The sequence below is a fragment of the Chitinophagaceae bacterium genome (genome assembly GCA_016710165.1).
Lineage (GTDB): Bacteria > Bacteroidota > Bacteroidia > Chitinophagales > Chitinophagaceae > Ferruginibacter.
Genome location: JADJLJ010000001.1, coordinates 2,113,563 through 2,134,511, shown reverse-complemented (window position 1 = coordinate 2,134,511; position 20,949 = coordinate 2,113,563). Strand labels below are relative to the sequence as shown.

Below are 20,949 nucleotides of genomic sequence, written 5' to 3'. Positions count from 1 at the left end.
TAAACAGCAACAAATTGATGGGGAACCGGCTCTGTTATTTTTTCTATATTTATGTTCCCTAACATTAATCAATTTTACAATGAAGAAAATTCTACCCATCGCCGTCATTTCTGTATTCTCAGTTATTGGTGTTCATGCTCAACAGGCTGCCCCTGTGGTTATACAAGGCAAGCTGGTTGCTGTCAGAAAGCCACAGATCGCTGATGGGGGAGCAATACCCTTTACCCCACGCATAACCCGGGATGAGAACGGGCTGGTGGGTGTTGCCAAAAAGACCGCGGTCATCCATCCGTTCATGCAGGAAAATCCTCCCATGACAGACCCCGTACTGCAGACTCTTAAAAACACCGGCACGCCTAACAATCTTGCATCTGCCACGGTAGGCACCAATATTGATGGGATGGGATACACATCCGTAAATCCATCAGACCCCGTGATCGCGACGGGACCCAACCATGTGATACAAATGATCAATTCAGGCAGTGGTTCATTGATGAAGATCTTTAATAAAGACGGCACCCAGGCAGCGGCCCAATTTAATTTCAGTAATATCACCGGTGTGCAGGGTGCCGGAGACCCTATTCTTTTATACGACCAACTGGCCAAACGCTGGCTGCTTACCGAGTTTGGTTTTACCGGGGGGATCACTTCATACGTCAACACCCTTATCCTGGCAGTTTCTGCTACAGATAATCCACTGGGGAACTGGTATGTGTATGCATTTGCCGATAACAGTTTTTTTGTTGACTTTCCTAAATTCTCAGTTTGGACAGATGCCTATTATGCCACGTCAAATGACTTCAACACAGCAGGCTCTGCGTACCTGGGCTCTTCCGTGTATGCATTTGACCGCACCAAAATGCTGGCAGGAGATCCCACAGTAACAGCGATCCGAACAAGACTTACCAATGCTGATGGCCGTTATTTTTCCATGGCCCCGGTAACCATTGAAGGAACAACGGCACCCCCGGCCGGTATGAAAGGAAGCTTTCTTTATTATACCGACAATGCGTTCACCAGTGACCCGGCGGATGTGGATTCGATATACATGATCACCATGACACCTGATTTTGTTACCCCTGCCAATACGGTAATTTCCACCCCTGTCCGTTTTGCGACAGCAGCTTTTGATGAACAATTATGTACAGCCACCCGTGGACGTTGCATTGACCAGCAGACAAATACCACTACCGACCTGGAAGACCTGGCTGGCCGGATCACCAATAAAATTGTATACCGGAATTTTGGAACCCACCAGGGTATTGTCTGCAATTTTACGGTAGATGCCGATGGTGCCGGAAAGGGAGGTATCCGCTGGATGGAACTTCGGAATACCGGGAGCTGGAGTATTTATCAAGAGGCAACCTGGGCACCTGATGGAAATGAGCGCTGGCTTGGCTCTGTTTGTTATGATGCAATTGGTAACATCGGCCTGGTATATAATGTTTCCGGAACCACAGCTAATCCATCCATACGTTTTACTGCCCGTAACGAATGTGATCCGCTGGGTACTATGACGCTGCCGGAAACCACCATCATTGCCGGAACAGCTTCCAATGGCAGTACCCGTTATGGCGATTATAATGTGCTAACCATTGACCCCGCTACCGACCGTGATTTCTGGCTTACAGCCCAGCATAATAATGGTTCTACCACCTGGAAAACCCGTATAGCCACTTTTAACCTGAATAACTGTAATGCACAGCCCAAAGTAAGATTCTATACAAACGAGGTACATGTTTATGAAGACAGTTTAAAAACAGTTGGGACCGGCTGCCAGCGTTACAGGGATTATGTGGTGAACGTAGTGATTGAAGCAGCCCCTTCCCAACCGGCGATCATAACATTCAATACATCCGGAACCGCCACCAGCGGGTCGGATTATACTGTTACCCCGGCATCGGTAACATTGAACAGCGGCACATTATCACAACCGGTTACCATCCGGGTTTTTGCCGATAATAATTTTGAGGGAACAGAAACCCTGCAGCTATCATACAGCATCAATGCTTCCGGCGGAAATGCGGTAGCGGATGCCTTCAACCAGACCTGTAACTTTTCCATTTACGATAATGACCAGCTTGCATCACCCCTGCAGACAGACCTCATTCTGCTATCAGAAGGTTTTGGAACTGCCGCAACCCCCGGCCCATCGGGTACATGGACGATCGCAAGCACAGGCAGCACCAATGTGTGGACGTATAGCGCTAACGGGGCTGCCGGAACTTCCGGGGGGGCTGCGCACATTACCAACAATACCGTTACCAAACCACTTGCTTATACCAACACGGCTACGGCTACTTCCAGGTTGCGGTCTCCGCTCATTGATGCAACTGCAATTACCGGTACAAGTGATTCCTTAAAGTTATTTATAACCTATAAATGTAATGGAGAGCTTTTTAGCGGTACCTATTATGATTTTGGCCGCCTTCAGTATTCACTGAATGGTACCACGTTCAGCAATATACCCGGTACCACTGTTTTGCAGGGTGTAACTACCGCCGCAAATCTTACCGTGAATTTACCGGCGTCTTTAAAAGGACAACAGTTCTATGTTGCCTTCTATTGGGAAAACGATAATACTGCCGGTACGAACCCGCCATTTACATTAGATACCATAGCGGTGTTTGTTAAAGGTGTAAAAGTGGAAACGGCTGCTGCCAGCTCGGGCAGTGGATATATTACCGGTATCCAGCCTGCATCATTGCAAAGCGGTGCTGATGGGGAACTGATCACATCCATAACAAATATGACCAATATAGGCTGTCTCAACGCCACCGTGGCAGCAGCCGGAACGGGAAGGCAATCTGCAACGATCAATGGTGTGAGTGCTTTCCGCAGCGATAAAGTCATACAACTGACACCGGATGCTGCTTATGCAGGTTCTTACCGGGCAACCATTTATTTTACCGATGCCGAAGTATCCGTATGGGGAAGCGCTGTACCAAATCTTAATATTTTGAAAGCAGCAGACAGCGATCCTTTGGGTGCCACTATCAGCGGTACCGTGGTAGCGCCCACCATTGTTGATGACCAGCGTGCCACCAAAGGATATATAGCATACACCAGTGATTTTACAGGGTTTTCAAAGTTCCTTCTTACAGACAGAAGCCCGACACCGCTGCCGGTACATGACCTGCAGTTTACCGTAAAACCGCTCAGCCAGTCCATCGTGCTTAACTGGACAACCAAAGCAGAAATCAATACGAAGAATTTTGTAGCGGAACGAAGTACAGATGGGGTGCAGTTCACATCCATTGGTACTGTGAACGCCCGTGGAAACAGCAACCAGCCCAGTCAATACAATTTTGTTGATTATAATGTAGCAAAAGGGTTGTGGTATTATTACCGGATTCTCCAGGTGGATATTGACGGTACCGAAAGATTTTCTGAGATCCGCAAGGCAAGGATCGATGACGACGGGAATAAGATCATCGTACAACCCAATCCTGCTTCATCCACTGTGCGGATCATTCTTCCTTTCAGGCACCAGGCGGTCAGTATAAGCATTACGGATGCTTCCGGGCGGACTGTGAAGGACCAGGCAATGAGCAGCAGTGCAAGTGGTGTTTATGTGATGAATGTAGAAAATTTAGCCCCGGGTGTTTATTATATTAAAGTGGAGGCAGATAAAAAGACATACCTGGAAAGATTGGTGAAACAATAAAACCATTTTGATCGAAGAACAAAAGCGGCCATGATCATCATGGCCGCTTTTTGTTTCTGCTGTTCAGCATTTCTGCTATTTGCAGAAGGTTTTACTTTGCCAGTTTCCGGTTCATATACAGGCTATAATCCGGGATAATGATCTCGTATTCATCCTGCATCAGCGGGGAGGTTAAAATAAAATCGGCTGTTGCCCGGTCACAGGCCAGTAAAATATTCCAGGCAACACCCAGCCTCAATAATGCTTTTACATCGCTGTCGTGCGGCTGGGCCTCCATCGGATCCCAGAAAAATATGAGCACATCAATTTTGCCTTCCGCGATCATGGCGCCTATTTGCTGGTCGCCTCCCAAAGGACCACTGAGCATTTTCTTGACCGGCCTGTCTAATTCCTCCTCCAGCAGTTTGCCGGTTGTACCGGTAGCAACCAGTTCATGCCTTGCCAGGGATGTTTTATTGTAAACAGCCCACTCGATCAGTTCTGCTTTTTTGTTGTCGTGTGCAACCAGCGCTATCCGTTTGCGGGCCCCCGTTCTTCTTATATTCTTCATTGTGAGGTAATTTACTCTTAATACCCCGTTTTTTGAAAAGTAATCACGTCCTATATTAATTCATAATTACCCTTGCCATCCGGCTGAATTAGCGTACCTTTGCGCCCTTAAAAACAGCTGTAAAGGATAAGCCGCTGGGGCTGGGTTTTATGCACGGCCCGTGGTTTGCAGGATACAGCTTAATAATTTTAATAATGAATATCAGAAACATTGCGATCATTGCCCACGTAGACCATGGAAAGACGACCCTGGTGGACAAGATCCTGCACAGTACCAACATCTTCCGTGAAAACCAGGAAACGGGTGAACTGATCATGGATAATAATGACCTGGAAAGGGAAAGAGGTATTACCATCTTCAGCAAAAACGTTTCCGTGACCTACAAGGGAGTGAAGATCAACGTGATCGACACCCCGGGCCACAGTGATTTTGGCGGCGAAGTGGAAAGGGTCTTAAAAATGGCCGATGGGGTGTTGCTGCTGGTGGATGCGTTTGAAGGTCCCATGCCCCAAACCCGTTTTGTACTGCAAAAAGCGTTGCAATTAGGATTACATCCCATTGTTGTTATCAATAAGGTTGATAAGCCAAACTGCCGCCCGGATGAAGTGCATGATGCGGTCTTTGAGTTGTTCTTTAACCTGGATGCAACCGAAGAACAATTGAACTTTCCTACCATTTACGGCAGCAGCAAGCAGGGATGGATGAATACCTCGTTGACGGAAACGGATAATATCTTTCCGTTGCTGGATGCCATCCTGGAACATGTTCCGGAGCCGAAAGTGAATGAAGGAACTACACAGATGCAGATCACGTCACTTGATTATTCTTCCTTCCTGGGAAGAATTGCAGTGGGTAAAGTAGCAAGAGGAGTTATCAAAGAGGGACAGAATATAGTATTGGTACAGGCTGATGGCAGGATATTGAAATCAAAAGTCAAAGAATTATACACCTTTGAAGCATTGGGTAAAAAGAAGGCGACCCAGGTAAGTGCAGGTGATATTTGTGCCATCGTGGGTTTGGAAGAATTTAACATTGGTGATACCATTTGCGATTCTGAATTCCCGGAAGCGTTACCGGTTATCAGCGTGGATGAGCCAACTATGAGCATGCTTTTCAGCATCAATAACTCGCCATTCTTTGGAAAGGACGGAAAATTTGTGACCAGCCGTCACTTGCGTGACAGGCTGATGAAAGAAACCGAAAAAAACCTTGCTCTGCGGGTTGAGGATACGGATGGTGCCGACAGCTTCCAGGTATTTGGACGTGGTATTCTGCATTTAGGCATATTGATTGAAACCATGCGCCGGGAAGGTTATGAACTTACAGTAGGACAACCCCAGGTACTGGTTAAACAGATCGATGGTAAAAAATGTGAGCCATACGAAAACCTGGTCGTGGATGTGCCACAGGAATTCAGCGGGAGGGTCATTGACCTGGTAACTCAACGCAAAGGAGAATTGATCGTAATGGAAACCAAGGGCGAGATGCAGCACCTGGAGTTTGAGATCCCTTCCCGCGGTTTGATCGGGTTAAGAAGCAACATGCTTACCAATACAGCAGGCGAAGCCGTTATGGCTCACCGCTTTATTGAGTATCGCCCCTGGAAAGGGCCAATACCCGGACGTAATAACGGGGTGTTGCTTTCGAAGAATACAGAGAAAACAACCGGATATTCCATAGACAAATTACAGGACAGAGGAACCTTCTTTGTTGACCCGGGAGAAGAGGTTTATGCAGGACAGGTTATTGCGGAGCATATAAAACCAGGAGATCTTGTTGTGAATGCAACGGAACCTAAGAAGTTGACTAACCATCGTGCAAGTGGCAGTGATGATGCAAGCCGGATCGCTCCAAAAACACTGATGACACTGGAAGAATGCATGGAGTATATCCAGCAGGATGAGTGCATTGAGGTTACGCCGAAAAATATCCGCATGCGCAAAGTGATACTGAATGAGGAAGACAGGAAGAAAGTGCAGAAGTCAATGAGTACGGAAGCAGTATAAAAAATAAAGAACTACAGGAAAGGGCACTGGAATATCTTCAGTGCTTTTTTATTTTACCCATGTAATACCGTTCCATCATTTCAGCAACATCCCTGGCATAGTAGTTTATCACTTTTTCCCTGCTTCTTGCCGCCATTAAGAACCGTTCTGCAGGGTTATTCAGTAGAAACAAGATGCCATCTGCAATCTCTTTTACCGACATGGGGTCAACCAGCACCCCTCCGTTAATATCTTCCAGCATATCTTTCATTCCTCCTTCCCGGCCGGCAACAATGCCCCTGCCGGCAGCCATTGCTTCGGTACAAACATACCCAAACAGCTCCCAGTAGCTGGGAAATACACAGAGGTCTGTTTGCGCCAGGATCTGCGGGATCTTTTCTTTGGGAACCTGTGGAAAGAACTGAATATTTTTTTCGAAGGCCTTTAGCTGCGCTTTCAGATGCGCATCCATCATCCCTTTTTTATCAGGTGCATGATTGGGCTTGCCGACAAAACGGAACAAAGTGTCCGGCCTTTCTTTCAGCACCAAGGGTATGGCAGCTGCAAACTGGGTTACACCTTTTCTTACTTCAAGCCTTCCAAGGTAGGTTACCGTATTGGTATTTGTTTCAACCGGAATCTCCAGAAGGGCTGGTGATGGTAAAAAAGGGTTGGGGATCATATCAATTCCTGCGGGGTCAAGGTTCCAGTGCTGAACCAGGATGTCTTTCATGCTTGTGCAGGGAACAACCCATCCATCTGCCATGGTTGCAAACCGGTATTCCTTATCCTTTTCTTTTTTGTACTGCCCGATGCCAAGACTTTTTTTCAGTTTCTCCTTAAGGCTTCCGGCTACAAATTTCTTATTCAGCTGCTTCACCCAGAATGACGGGGTATGGAACCGGACGATCATTGGCAATGCGGGGAAGTTTTTTTTTATCTCCATGCCTTCCTGGCCGTATTCCGGGCTTTCTGCAAGGTCAAAGCCCACCTGTTTGTGGCGCTCGGCGAAAACGGGTAAGATCTGCCTGCAAAAATTATCACGGTCCTTTGTATGGATGCGGTGTACAAGCACATTGTCTGCAAACGGCTCATGCAGCGAGGACCTTTCCGGGCTGGCTGTAAACACTTCAACAGCATGTCCTTTATTGGCCATCAGCAAGGCAGCATTCTCTGCATAGGTAGCAATGCCGCCAATAGCAGTGTCGGGCGGAAATTCAAAACTTATGAATGCGATCCTCATTGGCATCAAAACTACATAAAGTAAAATTTACCCGGCCCTTTTCAATTTTAAAAAGATATTTGCAGACAAACAGTCAATCAATGAGAACTGGTTTTGCCGGAAGATGGGATCCCTTGCAAAAGAATTCCTGGTCGGGGATCTATTATTCCACGTACCAGGAGATCAAAAAGTACAGCGAGGTGGAGGTCTTTCACTATAAATGGCCATGGTATATACGGGAGCAACTGATCCTTCATAAACAGGTACAGAAACTCCGGCATAAAAAAGTGGCGGTTGAGTTCTTACGGACATATGCCAAATGGTTCAGCAGGCAACTGGAAAAAGACATGCGTACTGCCAGGCTGGATATTTTATTTGTTCCGGCAGCCCCCCAACTCATTGCTTACTGCAAGACATCTGTGCCGGTCATCTTTATGACGGATGCAACCTTTCAGCAGATACAGGGTTATTACGATTCTTTTGACAACCTGGCGCCGTATAATATCAGCCAGGGTATTGAATTAGATAAGCTTGCCTTTCAAAAAGCAGCGCATTGCATGCTGGCTTCTGATTGGGCAAAACGATCTGCCATCCGTGATTATGGTATCCCTGAAGATAAGATAACGGTTGCCCCTTTTGGTGCCAATTTCGACATCATCCCGGGCCCGGATGAAGTGAAAAGCCGAAAGAACAATGTTTGCCAACTGCTTTTCCTGGGTGTTGAGTGGGAAAGAAAAGGCGGGCAGATCGCATTGGATACTTTTTATGCTTTACAAAGAAAAGGAGTGCCCGTTCACTTAACGATCATTGGTTGTACTCCCCCGGTTCCGGTCACGGATAAGGATATTACCGTGATACCTTTTATTGACCGGCATAATACAGAGGAGGCAAAACGCCTGTATGATATAACCCGTGACAGCGATTTTTTATTATTGCCAACAAGAGCCGAATGCGCCGGTATTGTTTTTTGCGAGGCCAGTGCTTTTGGCGTACCTTCCATTACAACCAACACCGGGGGAGTGAGTACCAATGTGCAGGACGGCATTAATGGTTTTGCCCTGCCGACTGAAGCAACGGCAGCGGACTATGCTGAAAAAATAGCGGAATTATTTTTTGATGATGCAGCTTACCGGCAGCTGAGCAAAAACAGCCGGAAGAAATTTGAGGAAGAGCTGAACTGGGAGCATTGGGGGAAGACCTTTTATGGTATTGCACAAAAAATTCTGAATAAATAAATGATCACCCTTGCCGATCCCGCAAGCTGCCATACGATCTTTGCAACAGTATTTTGATAAGATACTGGTAGTATCCGTTCCCCGGTTTACAGACAGGCATGAAAAAGTAAAGCAACAGCTCCAGGGCCTTTCCTTCGAATTTTTCTGGGGGGCCGATAAACTGCAGCTGGACCCGGAAACGGTTAAAACAAACGGCACCTATGATGAACCCAGGGCCCGGCAATTGCAACGGCAGGGAAAAGTACTGAACCTGGGAGAGGTCGCCTGTTCCCTTTCGCACAGGAACCTGTATGCAACCATGGTGGAGCAGCAATGGCAAAGAATACTCATACTGGAAGATGATGTTCTTCCCCTGGCAGACAATATGGCCCACTTGCCGGAAGCATTGCAGGAATTACCGCCGGATTGGGAACTGGTTTACCTCGGATACCTGAAACACGAGCACGTAACAGCCGGGTTAAGAGCAAAACAATTCTTTTACAAAATACTGAGCGCCCTGGGCCTGATGAATTGGAGTTTTAAGATGGTAAGCAACCTGTTGCCTAAGCCTTGGAGCAAACATTTAAAAAAAGCGGGCTTTCATGATTGTACCCATGCGTATGCGATCACATTGCAGGCGGCAAAAAAATTATTGGTTGCACAAACCCCCGTGGTTTACCGGGCAGATGACCTGTTAAGTGCAACGATCATGAAAGGAGAACTGAAGGCGTTTGTAACCGAACCAAAATTCTTCGACCAGGAGATCTTTCATAATGCTGCCATCGGGTCGGAAATTAAACCGGCAGTCTGAACTTACAGGGCATCTATCTTCTTCTTCAGTTTGCCTGCATAATCGGATTTCATTTTCGTGAGTTCATCGTAATACTTCATGGCTTCGCTTTTTTGTTTTTTGCCCACATAGCAGAGGCCGGAATAATACAGGTTCAGTTCCGTTTTCTCAAGGGCGATGGACCGCTTGAACTGGATCAGTGCATCATCATAGTTCTGTAAAGCGTAATCGCTGTAACCAAGTTCCGTGATGGCACTCACATATTTGTTATCGATCTCTATTGCTTTTTTAAGGTAAGGAATGGCATCATTGTAACGCTCCTGGTCATTGTAGCACCAGCCGGTCCAGTAATTTGCCTTTTTATTCTTCGGGTCTATTTCAAGGGTCTTTAAATAATACCTGAGCGCTTCCGTGGCATCATTCTTCAGGTCACGGTATACATCGGCAACCCCATTCGTGGCAGCCACTGATTTGGAATTCAGCCCCATGGCCCTTTTATAATTCTTCAGTGCATCGTCTGCATTCTCCAGCTGGCGGTACGCATAACCCAGTTCATTGTAGGTGCTTGCATCATCGGGGTAGAGCTCGTTGGCCTTATTCAGAGAGGCGATGGCATCGGAATATTTGCCCAGTTCATTTTCGCAATATCCCTTGCGGTAATACACTTCGTCGCTGGTGCTGTTGGGCTCATAGGAAATATAGAGTTTCAGGTTATCCAGCGCTTTAGTATAGTTCTCTTCATCATAATAAATATAACCCAGGTATTTGTAGCCAAGGGCATAATCAGGCTTCAGGCTGATGCATTTCGTGTAATTCTGTTTTGCTTCTTCTTTTTTACCCTGGTTTTCCAGGGCATAGCCGATCTCTAAATAAACTTTTGGTTCGTTGGGCCAGAGCGCTTTGGCCTTTTGCAGGTACGTAAGGGCTTCGTCGTAATTCTTTAATTCAATGCTGCACCAGCCGGCATAGTACAATGCCTCTTTGTATTCGGTTTTCAGGCTGATCGCTTTTTTAAAAGAACCGACCGCTTCCGTGTATTTTTTCTGGTCCTTGAATTTTATGCCTTCATCGTAATATTGGCTGGCCGTTTTTCCTGTTTGGGCAAAACCGGCATTCAGTATCAGCAGGCTAATGGAAACGGATAGTATGCGTTTGAACATGGTATGAAGTTTCTCACAAAGTACAGCGCTCTGGCATATTATGCAATACGTGCCAATGGGTATTTGGGAACCGGGCCATGGGCCTATTACTGCATGCTGTCAATTCTTTTCTTCAGCGCAGCAGCCATTTTTTCATTTACTTTTAAAAGCGCTTCGTATTGCCGCAGGGCGCCTTCCTTATCCTTTAATTCTGCATAGCAATAGCCGGAATAGAGTAAGGCAAGGTCAACTACCGAAACCGAAAGATTCTTTTTGAACTGCTCAATGGCTTCGGCAAACTTACCTGTTCTGCGGTAGGCATGCCCCAGTTCGCTGTAACCGGGTTTGTACTCATTGTCTATTTCCAGCGATTTTATGGCAGGGGGGATGGCTTTTTCATATTCTCCTTTGGCGTTATAGCACCAGGCAATGCTGTAATAGGTCACTTTATTCAGGCTGTCTGTCTTAAGGGCATTAAAATAGCAGATCAAGGCCGAGTCGTAATTGGGCCTTGCATCCCGGTAAAAATTCCCCAGGGCTATATGCGCCGATGCCATGGCCGGGTTGATGGAGATCGTTTTGTTATAATACCAGACCGCACTGTCGGGCCGGGATGTTTTTGAATACAAAAGCCCCATTTCCAGGTAGGCGGAATCAAATTTCTTATCCATTGAAAATGCCTTTTTGAAAGCCCCCATCGCTTCCAGGAACATATTCTTGTTTTTATAATCTATACCGGCCTTATAAAAACTCTTTGCATTATAGGGTTGGGCGAACAGGGCGGAAACGGTAAATATCAAAAAAAAGAGCGATAAATTTTTTTTCAGCATAGCCTGGTTTTATTTAATGCAAATTAAAATCATCTTTGGTTGCGGCAGACAAAATTGTTATTTATTTTCTGTTAAACATAGTGCCCGGATAGCTTCCGCCGCCTTACCTTTGCAGGGCGAATGCGGAGATTTTCATTCATATTACTATTGCTTATATCAGCTGTCCTGCTGGCGTCAACCGCCGATGCCCAGTGCTCGGTTTGTACAAAAACATCTTTGCAACTTGGTGAAAAGCCCGCCCAGGGCATGAATTCGGCCATACTTTATTTAATGATGATGCCCTTTGCGATCGTGGGATTCATCGGGTACCGCTGGTGGAAGACCAATAAGAAACTGGAAGAGCAGGAGGGCGATCCGGTCACTTAATAATCCCGGATGAACCGGTATAGATTGAATGCACTGCCCGCATTCTTTATTTTTTCCTTCAACATCTTTTTATCAATGTCGCTCATCCGTTTTTGTTGTATGAGGTAACAGGCTTTTTCCGCCAGCAGCCAGTATTTTTTTTCATTGTCCTTTTTGTGCAAAATGACCTCGTTGATCCTGTCGGCCAGTTCCTCCACCCCCTTTTTTTGTGAAGCAATAGTCTTGATCACCGGAACCGGGTCGGCATGATTGTGAAATGCAGGAGCAAGCATTAACCGTAAATTCCTTACAAAAAGGTCGGCATCCGGACGATCGGATTTGTTTACAACGAAAATATCAGCAATTTCCATCAGCCCGGCTTTCATGGTCTGTACCTCATCCCCGGCTTCGGGAACCACCACCACCACGGTAGCATCTGCAAGCCCGGCAATTTCCACTTCGCTTTGCCCGACACCAACCGTTTCAATGATGATGTAATCAAAGGGCGCTGCTTTCAGCAGGTCGCTTATCTCAATGATCTTGGGATGCAGCCCGCCCAACGAACCCCTTGTGGCCAGGGAACGGATAAACACGTTTGGATTGTCGTACCAGTCGCTCATACGGATGCGGTCGCCCAGCAGGGCGCCCAGGTTGAAGGGAGAAGATGGATCTACACAAAGTACTGCAACGGATTTTCCTTTGGCGATAAGTGTGCCGATAAGGGCATCAACCAGTGTGCTTTTTCCGGCACCCGGCGGACCTGTTATGCCGATAACGGGTGTATCAGACGGGGGCAGTTGCTGCAACAGTTCGTCGTTACCATTGGCCTCGTTTTCAACCAGCGAAATGCAGCGGGCAAGTGTTTTGCTGTTGCCTTTTTTAATTTCATCAAGCTGTTGTTTCCACATTGAACAAATTTCATTTTTCTGCACCCAAATTCCAAATTAATTAGTTTTTTACCCGGAATGGGTCCTGAACTCCTTATCCTGTTTTTTATTGTTTCTTTGCAGCATGAACATTTCGGTTGTCATCATCACTAAAAATGAGGCCCATGTAATTGCCAATACCCTGCAAAGCCTGCAGCCGGAGTTCAATGACATGGTGATCGTTGACAGCGGCAGCACCGATGAAACTGTGAAAATTTGCAGGCAATTTAGTGCCAACATTATTGAAACCGATTGGGGTGGTTACGGCATTAATAAGAACAAAGGCATAGTTGCAGCAAAGTACGACTGGATACTGAGCCTGGATGCCGATGAAGCCATCGATGCAGAACTGAAACGGTCGCTTCAGCAACTGTCCCTGGCCGATGAAAAGGAGGTATTCAACATACGCTTTAAAAATTTCTTTTGCGGTAAATGGATACGGTATGGCGAGTGGGGTTTCGACAGCCATATCCGCCTGTTCAACCGTAAACAGGTAAAGTGGAACGACGTGGCCGTACATGAGAATCTTATTTTTCCGGCCGGCGTTACAATAAGCCGGCTTAACGGCAATATCCTGCATTATACGGCACAGAACCGGCAGGAGTATACCGATAAAATGGCCGGCTATGCCCAAATGAATGCAAAGAAATATTTTGAATCGGGGAAGAAACCTAATTTCTTCAAACAGTACTTTTCTCCTGTCTTTGCTTTTTTGCAGCATTATATTTTCCGGCTGGGTTTTTTAGACGGGAAAGAAGGGTTCATCATTGCGAGGACAACGGCCTGGTATACTTTTTTGAAATACAGCAACCTTAATAGCATGTATAAAAAAAATCCTTCCTGATCTTACCGTACAATGATCTTTTGTGTAATTACCTTTACCCCTTTATGAATTACCGACAGAACATAAACACCCGGTGGCAATGAAGACAATGTTACCGGATAATTATTACTGCCCGAAGCGTTGATCGTTTTTCTGAAAACCAAAGCCCCGTTGCCGTTAACCAGCAACAATTCCACGTTTCCTGAAATATTGTTATTGAACAACAGGTTTACTGTTTCGCCCCTGCCGATGATGGTTGGATAAACAAGAACGGCATCCTTTGTATTTTTAACTAAAGCAGTATTTGAAAAACCAATACGGTTGTATTCATCCATCACACGCAGGCGGTACCATGACCTGCCTTTAAGCGGATGGTTATCGGTGAAAGTATAGGTTTTATTATTTTGATGAAGCGAAGAAACAGTTCCGGTCGATGTAAAATTCATATTATCAGCACTTCGTTCAACCTGGTAAGTCCTCACGTTTTCATCATCAGCTGTTGACCAGTGCAGTTTTACTTTTCCTTCGATCAATGCCGCAGAAAACCCATTTAATTTTACCGGCAGTGGTACGGAATTCATACCATAAGCACCCTGGGTATAACCGGGCGGATAGCGCCAGGGACCATATACCTGCCCGGTTATGGCGGTTACCTTGTCGTATTCAACCCGGGTTCTTATTTTATTCGCTTTACTTCCAACTTTTTGTACCTGGCTTTTTAATTCTGTGCCGGCAGTGCCCAAATCGGTAAACGAAGTCTGCTTATCCAGGTAAGCCGTGCTGTTGGTAATGGGGTTTCCACTGAATGCAACTCCCTGTGCTTTTACTTCCCAAACCAGTTTGCCCTTTACCCTGCCTAAGGGTGATTTTGAAAAAAAGCCGGCACCAAATAAATTGGGCTCGGTAATATTCAATTGCTGGATGGGAGTTACCAGGTCCTGGTTGTACAGGCGAAGGTTATTGCGTTTATTGGTACCCGGGTTGTTTCCATGATAAACAAAAGCAGCGCCTTCATCGGTTTGTCCATTGGCGTATGAATAAGCCCCAACAATCACATCGCTGTACCCATCGCCATTTATATCACCTGCACCGGCTACGGAAATACCCATACGTGCAAATGCCAAGTTGCTTTCTACGATAGCAGCAGGCGTGGTATTAATACCCGTTGGCGAGCCATGGTAGAAAAAGGCTGCGCCTTCGGCAGCTTGCCCATTATAATATAAAAATGCCCCCACAATCACATCACTATACCCATCCCCATTTACATCGCCTGCACTGGCGACAGAAATGCCCATATATGCATTTGCTAAGTTGCTCTCTATTGTATCGGCAGCCGTGATATTAATACCCGTTGACGAACCATGGTACACAAAGCAGACGCCTTCGTCTATCTCAAGATTGTCGTAATAAGAAGCCCCCACAATTACATCGCTGTACCCATCACCATTAACATCCCCGGCAGAAGCCACTGAAACTCCCATATAGGCAAACGTCTGATTACTTTGAACCATAGCGGCAGATGTAGTATTAATACCTGTTGACGAACCATGGTACACAAAGCAGACGCCTTCGTCTATCTCAAGATTGTCGTAATAAGAAGCCCCCACAATTACATCGCTGTACCCATCGCCATTAACATCCCCGGCAGAAGCTACTGAAACTCCCATAAATCCATTTGCTTGATTGCTTTCTAGCGTATCGGCAGCCATAGTATTAATACCCGTTAGCGAACCATGGTATAAAAAGGCGGCGCCTTCATCTGACTGACCATTGTCATAAAAAAGAGCCCCCACAATCACATCGCTGTACCCATCGCCATTTACATCACCGGCAGAAGCTACTGAAACTCCCATAAATGCATTTGCTTGATTGCTTTCTAGCGTATCGGCAGCCGTAGTATTAATACCCGTTGGCGAACCATGGTATAAAAAGGCGGCACCTTCGTCTATCTGCCCATTATCAAAACTATACACCCCAATAATCACATCGCCGTATCCATCTCCATTTACATCACCGGTACTGGCTACAGACCTACCCATTAATGCATTTGCTTGATTGCTTTCTAGCGTATCAACAGCCATAGTATTAATACCCGTTGACGAACCATAGTACACAAAGGCAGTACCTTCATCTGTTTGTCCATTGTCGTATAAATAAGCACCAACAATCACATCGCTGTACCCATCGCCGTTTACATCGCCGGCGCTAGCTACTGAATAACCCATCTGGGCGCTTGCTTGGTTGCTTTCAACAATAGCTGTGTGTGTGGTATTTATGCCCGCAGCTGAACCATGATAGACAAAAGCCCAACCCTCATCTGCATTAGCACCATCATTATATCCATTTGCTCCAATGATCACATCGCTGTATCCATCACCATTTACATCTCCTGCTGAGGCAACACTGATCCCAAACTGGGCAAATGCCTGGTTGGCATCATCAGGGGTGCTGTTGGGTGTGGCAGACAAACCGGTTGCCGAACCAAAATAAACAAAAGCACGCCCTTCATCATTGTTGCCGGAATCGTCGTAAGTCCATGCACCAATGATCACATCGCTGTATCCATCACCATTTACATCTCCTGCGCAGGCAACACTTACCCCAAAATTGGCACCTGACTGGTCAGCATCATCAGGAGTATTGTTAGGCGAGGCAGATAATCCTGCAGCAGAGCCATGATAAACAAAAGCCCGGCCTTCATCAGTATTTGCACCATCGTTATATTGATAAGCCCCAATAATTACATCGCTGTATCCATCAGCATTTACATCCCCGGCAGAGGCGACGCTAAATCCAAAATAGGCAAATACCTGGTCAGCATCATCAGGTGTGCTGTTGGGTGTAGCAGATAATCCTGCAGCAGAGCCATGATAAACAAATGCCTTTCCTTCATCTGTAAAGCCGTCATCAAAACTGTAAGCACCAATGATCACATCACTATACCCATCGCCGTTTATATCCCCGGCAGAGGCTATGCTAAATCCAAAATAGGCATTTAACTGGTCTGCATCATCAGGGGTGCTGTTGGGTGTGGCAGATAATCCAGTTGCGGAGCCATGATAAACAAATACCTTTCCTTCATCCGAAAAGCCGTCGTCATACAAACGGGCCCCGATCATTACATCACTAAATCCGTCCCCATTTACATCTCCTGCGGAAGCCACACTGATGCCAACCTGGGCAAATGCCTGGTCAGCATCATCGGGGGTGCTGTTGGGTGTGGCAGATAAACCAGCTGCAGATCCATGATACACAAAGGCCTTTCCTTCATCTGTAAAGCCTTCATCAAAACTGAAAGCTCCAATTATAATATCACTGTACCCATCCCCATTTACATCTCCGGCAGAAGCAACGCAATACCCAAAGTTTGCTCCGGCCTGATCTGCATCATCAGGGGTGCTGTTGGGTGTGGCAGATAAACCAGTTGCAGATCCATGATAAACAAAGGCCTTTCCCTCATCTGTAAAGCCATCGTCAAAACTATAAGCACCGATTATAACATCACTATATCCATCTCCATTCACATCCCCGGCAGAGGCGACACTGATCCCGAAATTGGCATTGGCCTGGTCGCAGTCATCCAAGATGCTGTTTGGTGTTGTGCTTAGCGGATCAATGGTAATGGGGTAAACAGCATTGCTTGTATTCACTTCAATGTCAAAACCCGCATGTTTTTTATTTACCAAAAACCTTGCAGCCAGCTCTTTATTATTGGCATCCCAAACTTTTAAACTATTATAAGTGATTTTTTTGGAGAGTTGATCGCCTTTTGCTTTGGCAAAATGCAGTTCCTTATCGTGCACTTTATTAATATACCAGCCTTTGTCTGTTTGAAGTTTGATGTTTAAGGTTTGAGGCCTGCCTGCCGGACAGCCAGGATCTTTCTGTATTATAAAGTTCTGGCGAATTCCTTCTTTGCTGTTGATATATTCGGTTGAAAAATCATCATTGTTGAAAATGATTTTGTTGGAACCTATTACCGGCAGATCATTTTCACCCGGACAGGCAATAAGTTTTTTGTTTGCATAAATACCGGTAAGCTGCATTCTTAATGTCCAGCCTTTTTCTTCACTCCGGGGTTGCAGGGTAAAACTATTGTAATTAAAGAATGCCCGTAATTGTTGTTGACGGTTAGGTCCGCAATACAGCCCTGTCTTATCATCTCTCTTTATTTCGTATTCACTGGCCTCAATATTTTTTATTACAGTTGCATACCAGTTGCCTTGTTTTAAGGCAGCCGTATCAACAACAGAATCTTTTTTACCGGTCTCCCAGAATGGGATGCCGGTTGTTTTACCTGGATAATTTGCTTTTGTAAAATTAAAAGCTGGGGTTGGTAAAGATGACCTGTCCGGGGGAGCAATATCACGGAGGGTGATACAGGAAAAAACAAGAACAGCAGCTAATAATAACTTCCGGTACATGCTAGATTTATATTTATTGAACAGCAGGTTGTGGATCAGAAACTGATACTATGGTAAATTTATACTTTTAAATCAGGGTTTCATAATTATTTGCAGCCTTATATTTGCGTACTTATTAGCCAACCATGACCAACTTCATCCCCATATTCCCCCTTGGTATCGTGGTTTATCCCGGCGAGCAGCTTAACCTGCATATATTTGAACCCAGGTATAAGCAACTTATCAGTGAATGTTTTGAAACAAAAAAACCCTTCGGCATCCCTGCTGTTGTAAATGATAAAATAAATGAAATGGGAACTCTTGTGCAGGTGAAAGAAATAAGCCAGGTATATGATGATGGAAAGATGGACATTAAAACAGAAGGCCTGCAGGTATTCCGCATGCTGGAAATGATCAATACATTGCCCGATAAATTGTACAGCGGCGCCATCGTAAGCTACCCGGATAACGACGAAAAAGGGAACCGGGCATTGATGCAGGGTATTGTGAAGGGAATAAAGGAACTGCACAAACTGCTTAATATTGAAAAGAAATTTTCCAAGCCGGATGAAGAATTGTGGAGTTACGATGTGGCCCACCACGCAGGACTTTCCCTGCAGGAAGAATATGAACTGCTGGAACTGTTACAGGAACTGCAGCGGCAGGAATATTTGAAAAGGCATCTGAAAAAAGTGATACCGCTGCTGGCAGAGATGGAATTGCTGAAAGAGCGCGTGAAGCTGAACGGACATTTTAAAAACCTGAAAGGATTGGATAGTTGAGATGGATATTAGTCATTGGTCATTGGTCATTGGGTCATTGAGTCATTGAGTCATTGAGTCATTGGGTCATTGCTCATTGGGTTATCGGGCTCTTACTGAAACAGTATAAACTTTAAATGACTTAATGACCAAGGCCCGATCCGATAAATAAAAATGCATGAAAACCCTTTGCTTCGATTTTGGAAATACCCGGCTTAAAGCGGCTTTGTTTGAAGAAGACAGCTACCACGGCGAATTCATACTGGAAAATGATGACAGGGCAACCATTGAGAGGATATTATCAGAGTACAAACCGCAAAGGTCAATTCTTTCTTCGGTGATCGATCACAATACTGAATTAGAAGAACTGCTAAGGTCAAAAACTGCTTTTCACCGGGTTTCTCATCTTACTAAATTAAATTTCAGCGTTCCGTCGGCCAAACCGGAAACGATCGGGTCCGACAGGCTGGCCCTTTGTGCAGCAGCAGCCCGCTTTTTCCCGGGCAGGAATAACCTGGTCATTGCCCTGGGCAGCTGCATCACGTATAATTTCATTAATCAATACCAGCAGTTCATGGGAGGCAGCATATCGCCGGGTATGGAAATGCGGTTCAAAGCCATGCAGTATTACACGGCAAAACTCCCACTGGTGCAAAAAGACTGGAATTTTCCGTTAATTGGTTACGATACCAGGACAAATATGCAAAGTGGTGTAATAGCCGGAATTACCTATGAAATAGATGGTTTCATTAATGCATATGCCGCTAAATATGGCAACTTTAACGCTGTTTTAACCGGGGGGGATACCGCCTATTTTGCCGGGCAGCTTAAAAACAAGATATTTGCCGACTATAATTTTTTATTTAAAGGCTTGTATGCACTCAGCGAAACTAACAATAGCTAAATCCGTATCCGTACTTTTCGTGGTTTTTGGCCTTTATACGGCAGCCAGCGCACAGGAAAATTCACCTTATTCACGCTATGGCCTGGGTGACCTTACTCCCAACCAGAATATTTTTACCCGCGGCATGGCTGGTATCTCCGCTGCTTCGATCGATAACCGGAGCATAAATTTCACCAACCCGGCATCCCTGTCAACGATCGGGTTGACCATTTTTGACATAGGCGCCGAAGTAGATATCCGCACGTTAAAAAGCAGCAGCCCCGCAGATAAATTCACTTCTGCCAATACCTACTTCTCATACCTGCAGATCGGTTTTCCGCTCACCACCCCTAAAATGGCCAGGAAGAAAATGTTCTGGGGAATGAGTTTTGGCATTAAGCCGGTTTCTAAAATAAACTATAAGATCGAGAAGAACGAGCGACTTGCCGGCATCGACAGTTTGAATACGGTGTACGAGGGCAGCGGTGGTTTGAACCAGGCGTTTATCGGTACAGGCCTTAAGATCAGGAATTTCAGTATTGGTTTTAATGCAGGTTACATGTTTGGCAGCAAAGATTACAGCACCAAGCTTACTTTCATCAATGACAGTACATTTTATTATCTCTCCAACTCCGAAAATAAAACCACGTTTGGCGGACTGTTCATAAATGGCGGGATGCAATATGATATTGCCCTGGCAAAGGATAATAATGATAACGTAACAAAAAACCTGCGGATAGGAGTTTATGGAAACCTGCAGCAGAACCTGAACGCCAGCAGTGATAATATCCGGGAGACGATATTTTATGATCCCAATGGCACGTATTACCGCATCGACAGTGTGTTTGACAATAAGGATATAAAAGGGAAGATCCGGTACCCGGCAAGAGGCGGCTTTGGGCTGAACTACCTGGACAAGCACTGGATGTTTGGTGCCGACTTTGAATTCGGCAACTGGAGCAGCTACCGGTATTATGGACAGACGGATGCGGTAAAGAACAACTGGACAGTACGGGTTGGCGCACAATATTATCCCAATAAGGGAGCCAGCCCGGTAATAAAATATTTCAACTTTGTAAAATACAGGGCGGGGTTCTACTATGGCCCTGATTATATCAACGTAAATAAGAACAGGCCCGAATATGGTTTTACCATTGGTACGGGTATGCCATTGACTTCCTTAAAAAAGATCAGTTATACCGGGGAATTTGTGATGCTGAACACCGCCATTGAAGTAGGTAACAGGGGTAACAAGCAAACCAACCTGCGGGAAAACCTGGTACGGATCAGCATCGGCGTTTCAATGAATGCAAGCTGGTTCCAGAAGCGTAAGTATTATTAAGCTAACTTTACGCTTTATTACTGCAATCATATACATGGCTTCCTTTTCAGGCAAATTAACCCGTTCATT

Annotated in this window: 15 protein-coding genes; 9 read left to right on the top strand and 6 right to left on the bottom strand. The window is 45.6% G+C overall.

Annotated elements, in window-relative coordinates:
• Positions 1–79: 79 nt before the first annotated feature.
• Positions 80–3,667 carry a T9SS type A sorting domain-containing protein gene (locus IPJ02_09265; GenBank protein ID MBK7375729.1) on the top strand — a complete coding sequence of 1,196 codons (3,588 nt, stop codon included), beginning with the start codon at positions 80–82 and terminating at the stop codon, positions 3,665–3,667.
• 91 nt (positions 3,668–3,758) lie between these two features.
• Here IPJ02_09265 and IPJ02_09260 read toward each other — a convergent pair whose 3' ends face one another.
• The gene (locus IPJ02_09260; protein MBK7375728.1) at positions 3,759–4,217 is read right to left on the bottom strand and encodes a methylglyoxal synthase; all 459 of its coding nucleotides are present in this window, start codon (positions 4,215–4,217) and stop codon (positions 3,759–3,761) included.
• 191 nt (positions 4,218–4,408) lie between these two features.
• On the opposite strand from IPJ02_09260, the gene typA reads away from it, so the two are divergent.
• Positions 4,409–6,223: a translational GTPase TypA gene (gene typA / locus IPJ02_09255; GenBank protein ID MBK7375727.1), complete on the top strand. Its 1,815-nt coding sequence runs from the start codon at positions 4,409–4,411 to the stop codon at positions 6,221–6,223.
• Positions 6,224–6,260: 37 nt separating this feature from the next.
• Here typA and IPJ02_09250 read toward each other — a convergent pair whose 3' ends face one another.
• The gene (locus IPJ02_09250; GenBank protein ID MBK7375726.1) at positions 6,261–7,445 is read right to left on the bottom strand and encodes a glycosyltransferase family 4 protein; all 1,185 of its coding nucleotides are present in this window, start codon (positions 7,443–7,445) and stop codon (positions 6,261–6,263) included.
• 80 nt (positions 7,446–7,525) lie between these two features.
• Here IPJ02_09250 and IPJ02_09245 point away from each other — a divergent pair, with 80 nt between their 5' ends.
• Positions 7,526–8,659: a glycosyltransferase family 4 protein gene (locus tag IPJ02_09245; GenBank protein ID MBK7375725.1), complete on the top strand. Its 1,134-nt coding sequence runs from the start codon at positions 7,526–7,528 to the stop codon at positions 8,657–8,659.
• Positions 8,660–8,669: 10 nt separating this feature from the next.
• Entirely contained in the window at positions 8,670–9,449 is a 780-nt protein-coding gene (locus IPJ02_09240) for a glycosyltransferase family 25 protein (GenBank protein ID MBK7375724.1), read from the top strand.
• Positions 9,450–9,451: 2 nt separating this feature from the next.
• On the opposite strand, the gene IPJ02_09235 is transcribed toward IPJ02_09240, so the two are convergent.
• Both IPJ02_09235 and IPJ02_09230 read right to left on the bottom strand, forming a co-directional pair.
• Positions 9,452–10,588, bottom strand: coding sequence for a tetratricopeptide repeat protein (locus tag IPJ02_09235; GenBank protein ID MBK7375723.1), 1,137 nt, complete (start codon positions 10,586–10,588; stop codon positions 9,452–9,454).
• Between the two features lie 86 nt (positions 10,589–10,674).
• Complete coding sequence (locus tag IPJ02_09230; protein MBK7375722.1) at positions 10,675–11,397, bottom strand: tetratricopeptide repeat protein; 723 nt, start codon at positions 11,395–11,397, stop codon at positions 10,675–10,677.
• 120 nt (positions 11,398–11,517) lie between these two features.
• On the opposite strand from IPJ02_09230, the gene IPJ02_09225 reads away from it, so the two are divergent.
• Positions 11,518–11,763 (top strand): hypothetical protein, encoded by a 246-nt coding sequence (locus tag IPJ02_09225; protein ID MBK7375721.1) that lies wholly within the window; start codon positions 11,518–11,520, stop codon positions 11,761–11,763.
• Here IPJ02_09225 and meaB read toward each other — a convergent pair.
• Positions 11,760–12,650 carry a methylmalonyl Co-A mutase-associated GTPase MeaB gene (gene meaB, locus IPJ02_09220; GenBank protein ID MBK7375720.1) on the bottom strand — a complete coding sequence of 297 codons (891 nt, stop codon included), beginning with the start codon at positions 12,648–12,650 and terminating at the stop codon, positions 11,760–11,762. The genes IPJ02_09225 and meaB overlap by 4 nt on opposite strands.
• Positions 12,651–12,753: 103 nt before the next feature.
• On the opposite strand from meaB, the gene IPJ02_09215 reads away from it, so the two are divergent.
• Positions 12,754–13,512, top strand: coding sequence for a glycosyltransferase family 2 protein (locus tag IPJ02_09215; protein MBK7375719.1), 759 nt, complete (start codon positions 12,754–12,756; stop codon positions 13,510–13,512).
• Positions 13,513–13,514: 2 nt separating this feature from the next.
• Here IPJ02_09215 and IPJ02_09210 read toward each other — a convergent pair whose 3' ends face one another.
• On the bottom strand, positions 13,515–17,915 hold the full coding sequence (locus IPJ02_09210; protein ID MBK7375718.1) for an FG-GAP repeat protein: 4,401 nt from the start codon (positions 17,913–17,915) through the stop codon (positions 13,515–13,517).
• 125 nt (positions 17,916–18,040) lie between these two features.
• Here IPJ02_09210 and IPJ02_09205 point away from each other — a divergent pair, with 125 nt between their 5' ends.
• The 3 genes from IPJ02_09205 (at position 18,041) to IPJ02_09195 (ending at position 20,880) form a co-directional block, all read left to right on the top strand.
• Positions 18,041–18,676, top strand: coding sequence for an LON peptidase substrate-binding domain-containing protein (locus tag IPJ02_09205; protein ID MBK7375717.1), 636 nt, complete (start codon positions 18,041–18,043; stop codon positions 18,674–18,676).
• Positions 18,677–18,833: 157 nt separating this feature from the next.
• Positions 18,834–19,559 carry a type III pantothenate kinase gene (locus IPJ02_09200; protein MBK7375716.1) on the top strand — a complete coding sequence of 242 codons (726 nt, stop codon included), beginning with the start codon at positions 18,834–18,836 and terminating at the stop codon, positions 19,557–19,559.
• A complete protein-coding gene (locus tag IPJ02_09195; GenBank protein MBK7375715.1) occupies positions 19,531–20,880 on the top strand; it encodes a hypothetical protein in 1,350 nt (449 codons plus the stop codon). The genes IPJ02_09200 and IPJ02_09195 overlap by 29 nt, the downstream gene beginning before the upstream one ends.
• The last annotated feature ends 69 nt before the right edge of the window (positions 20,881–20,949 follow it).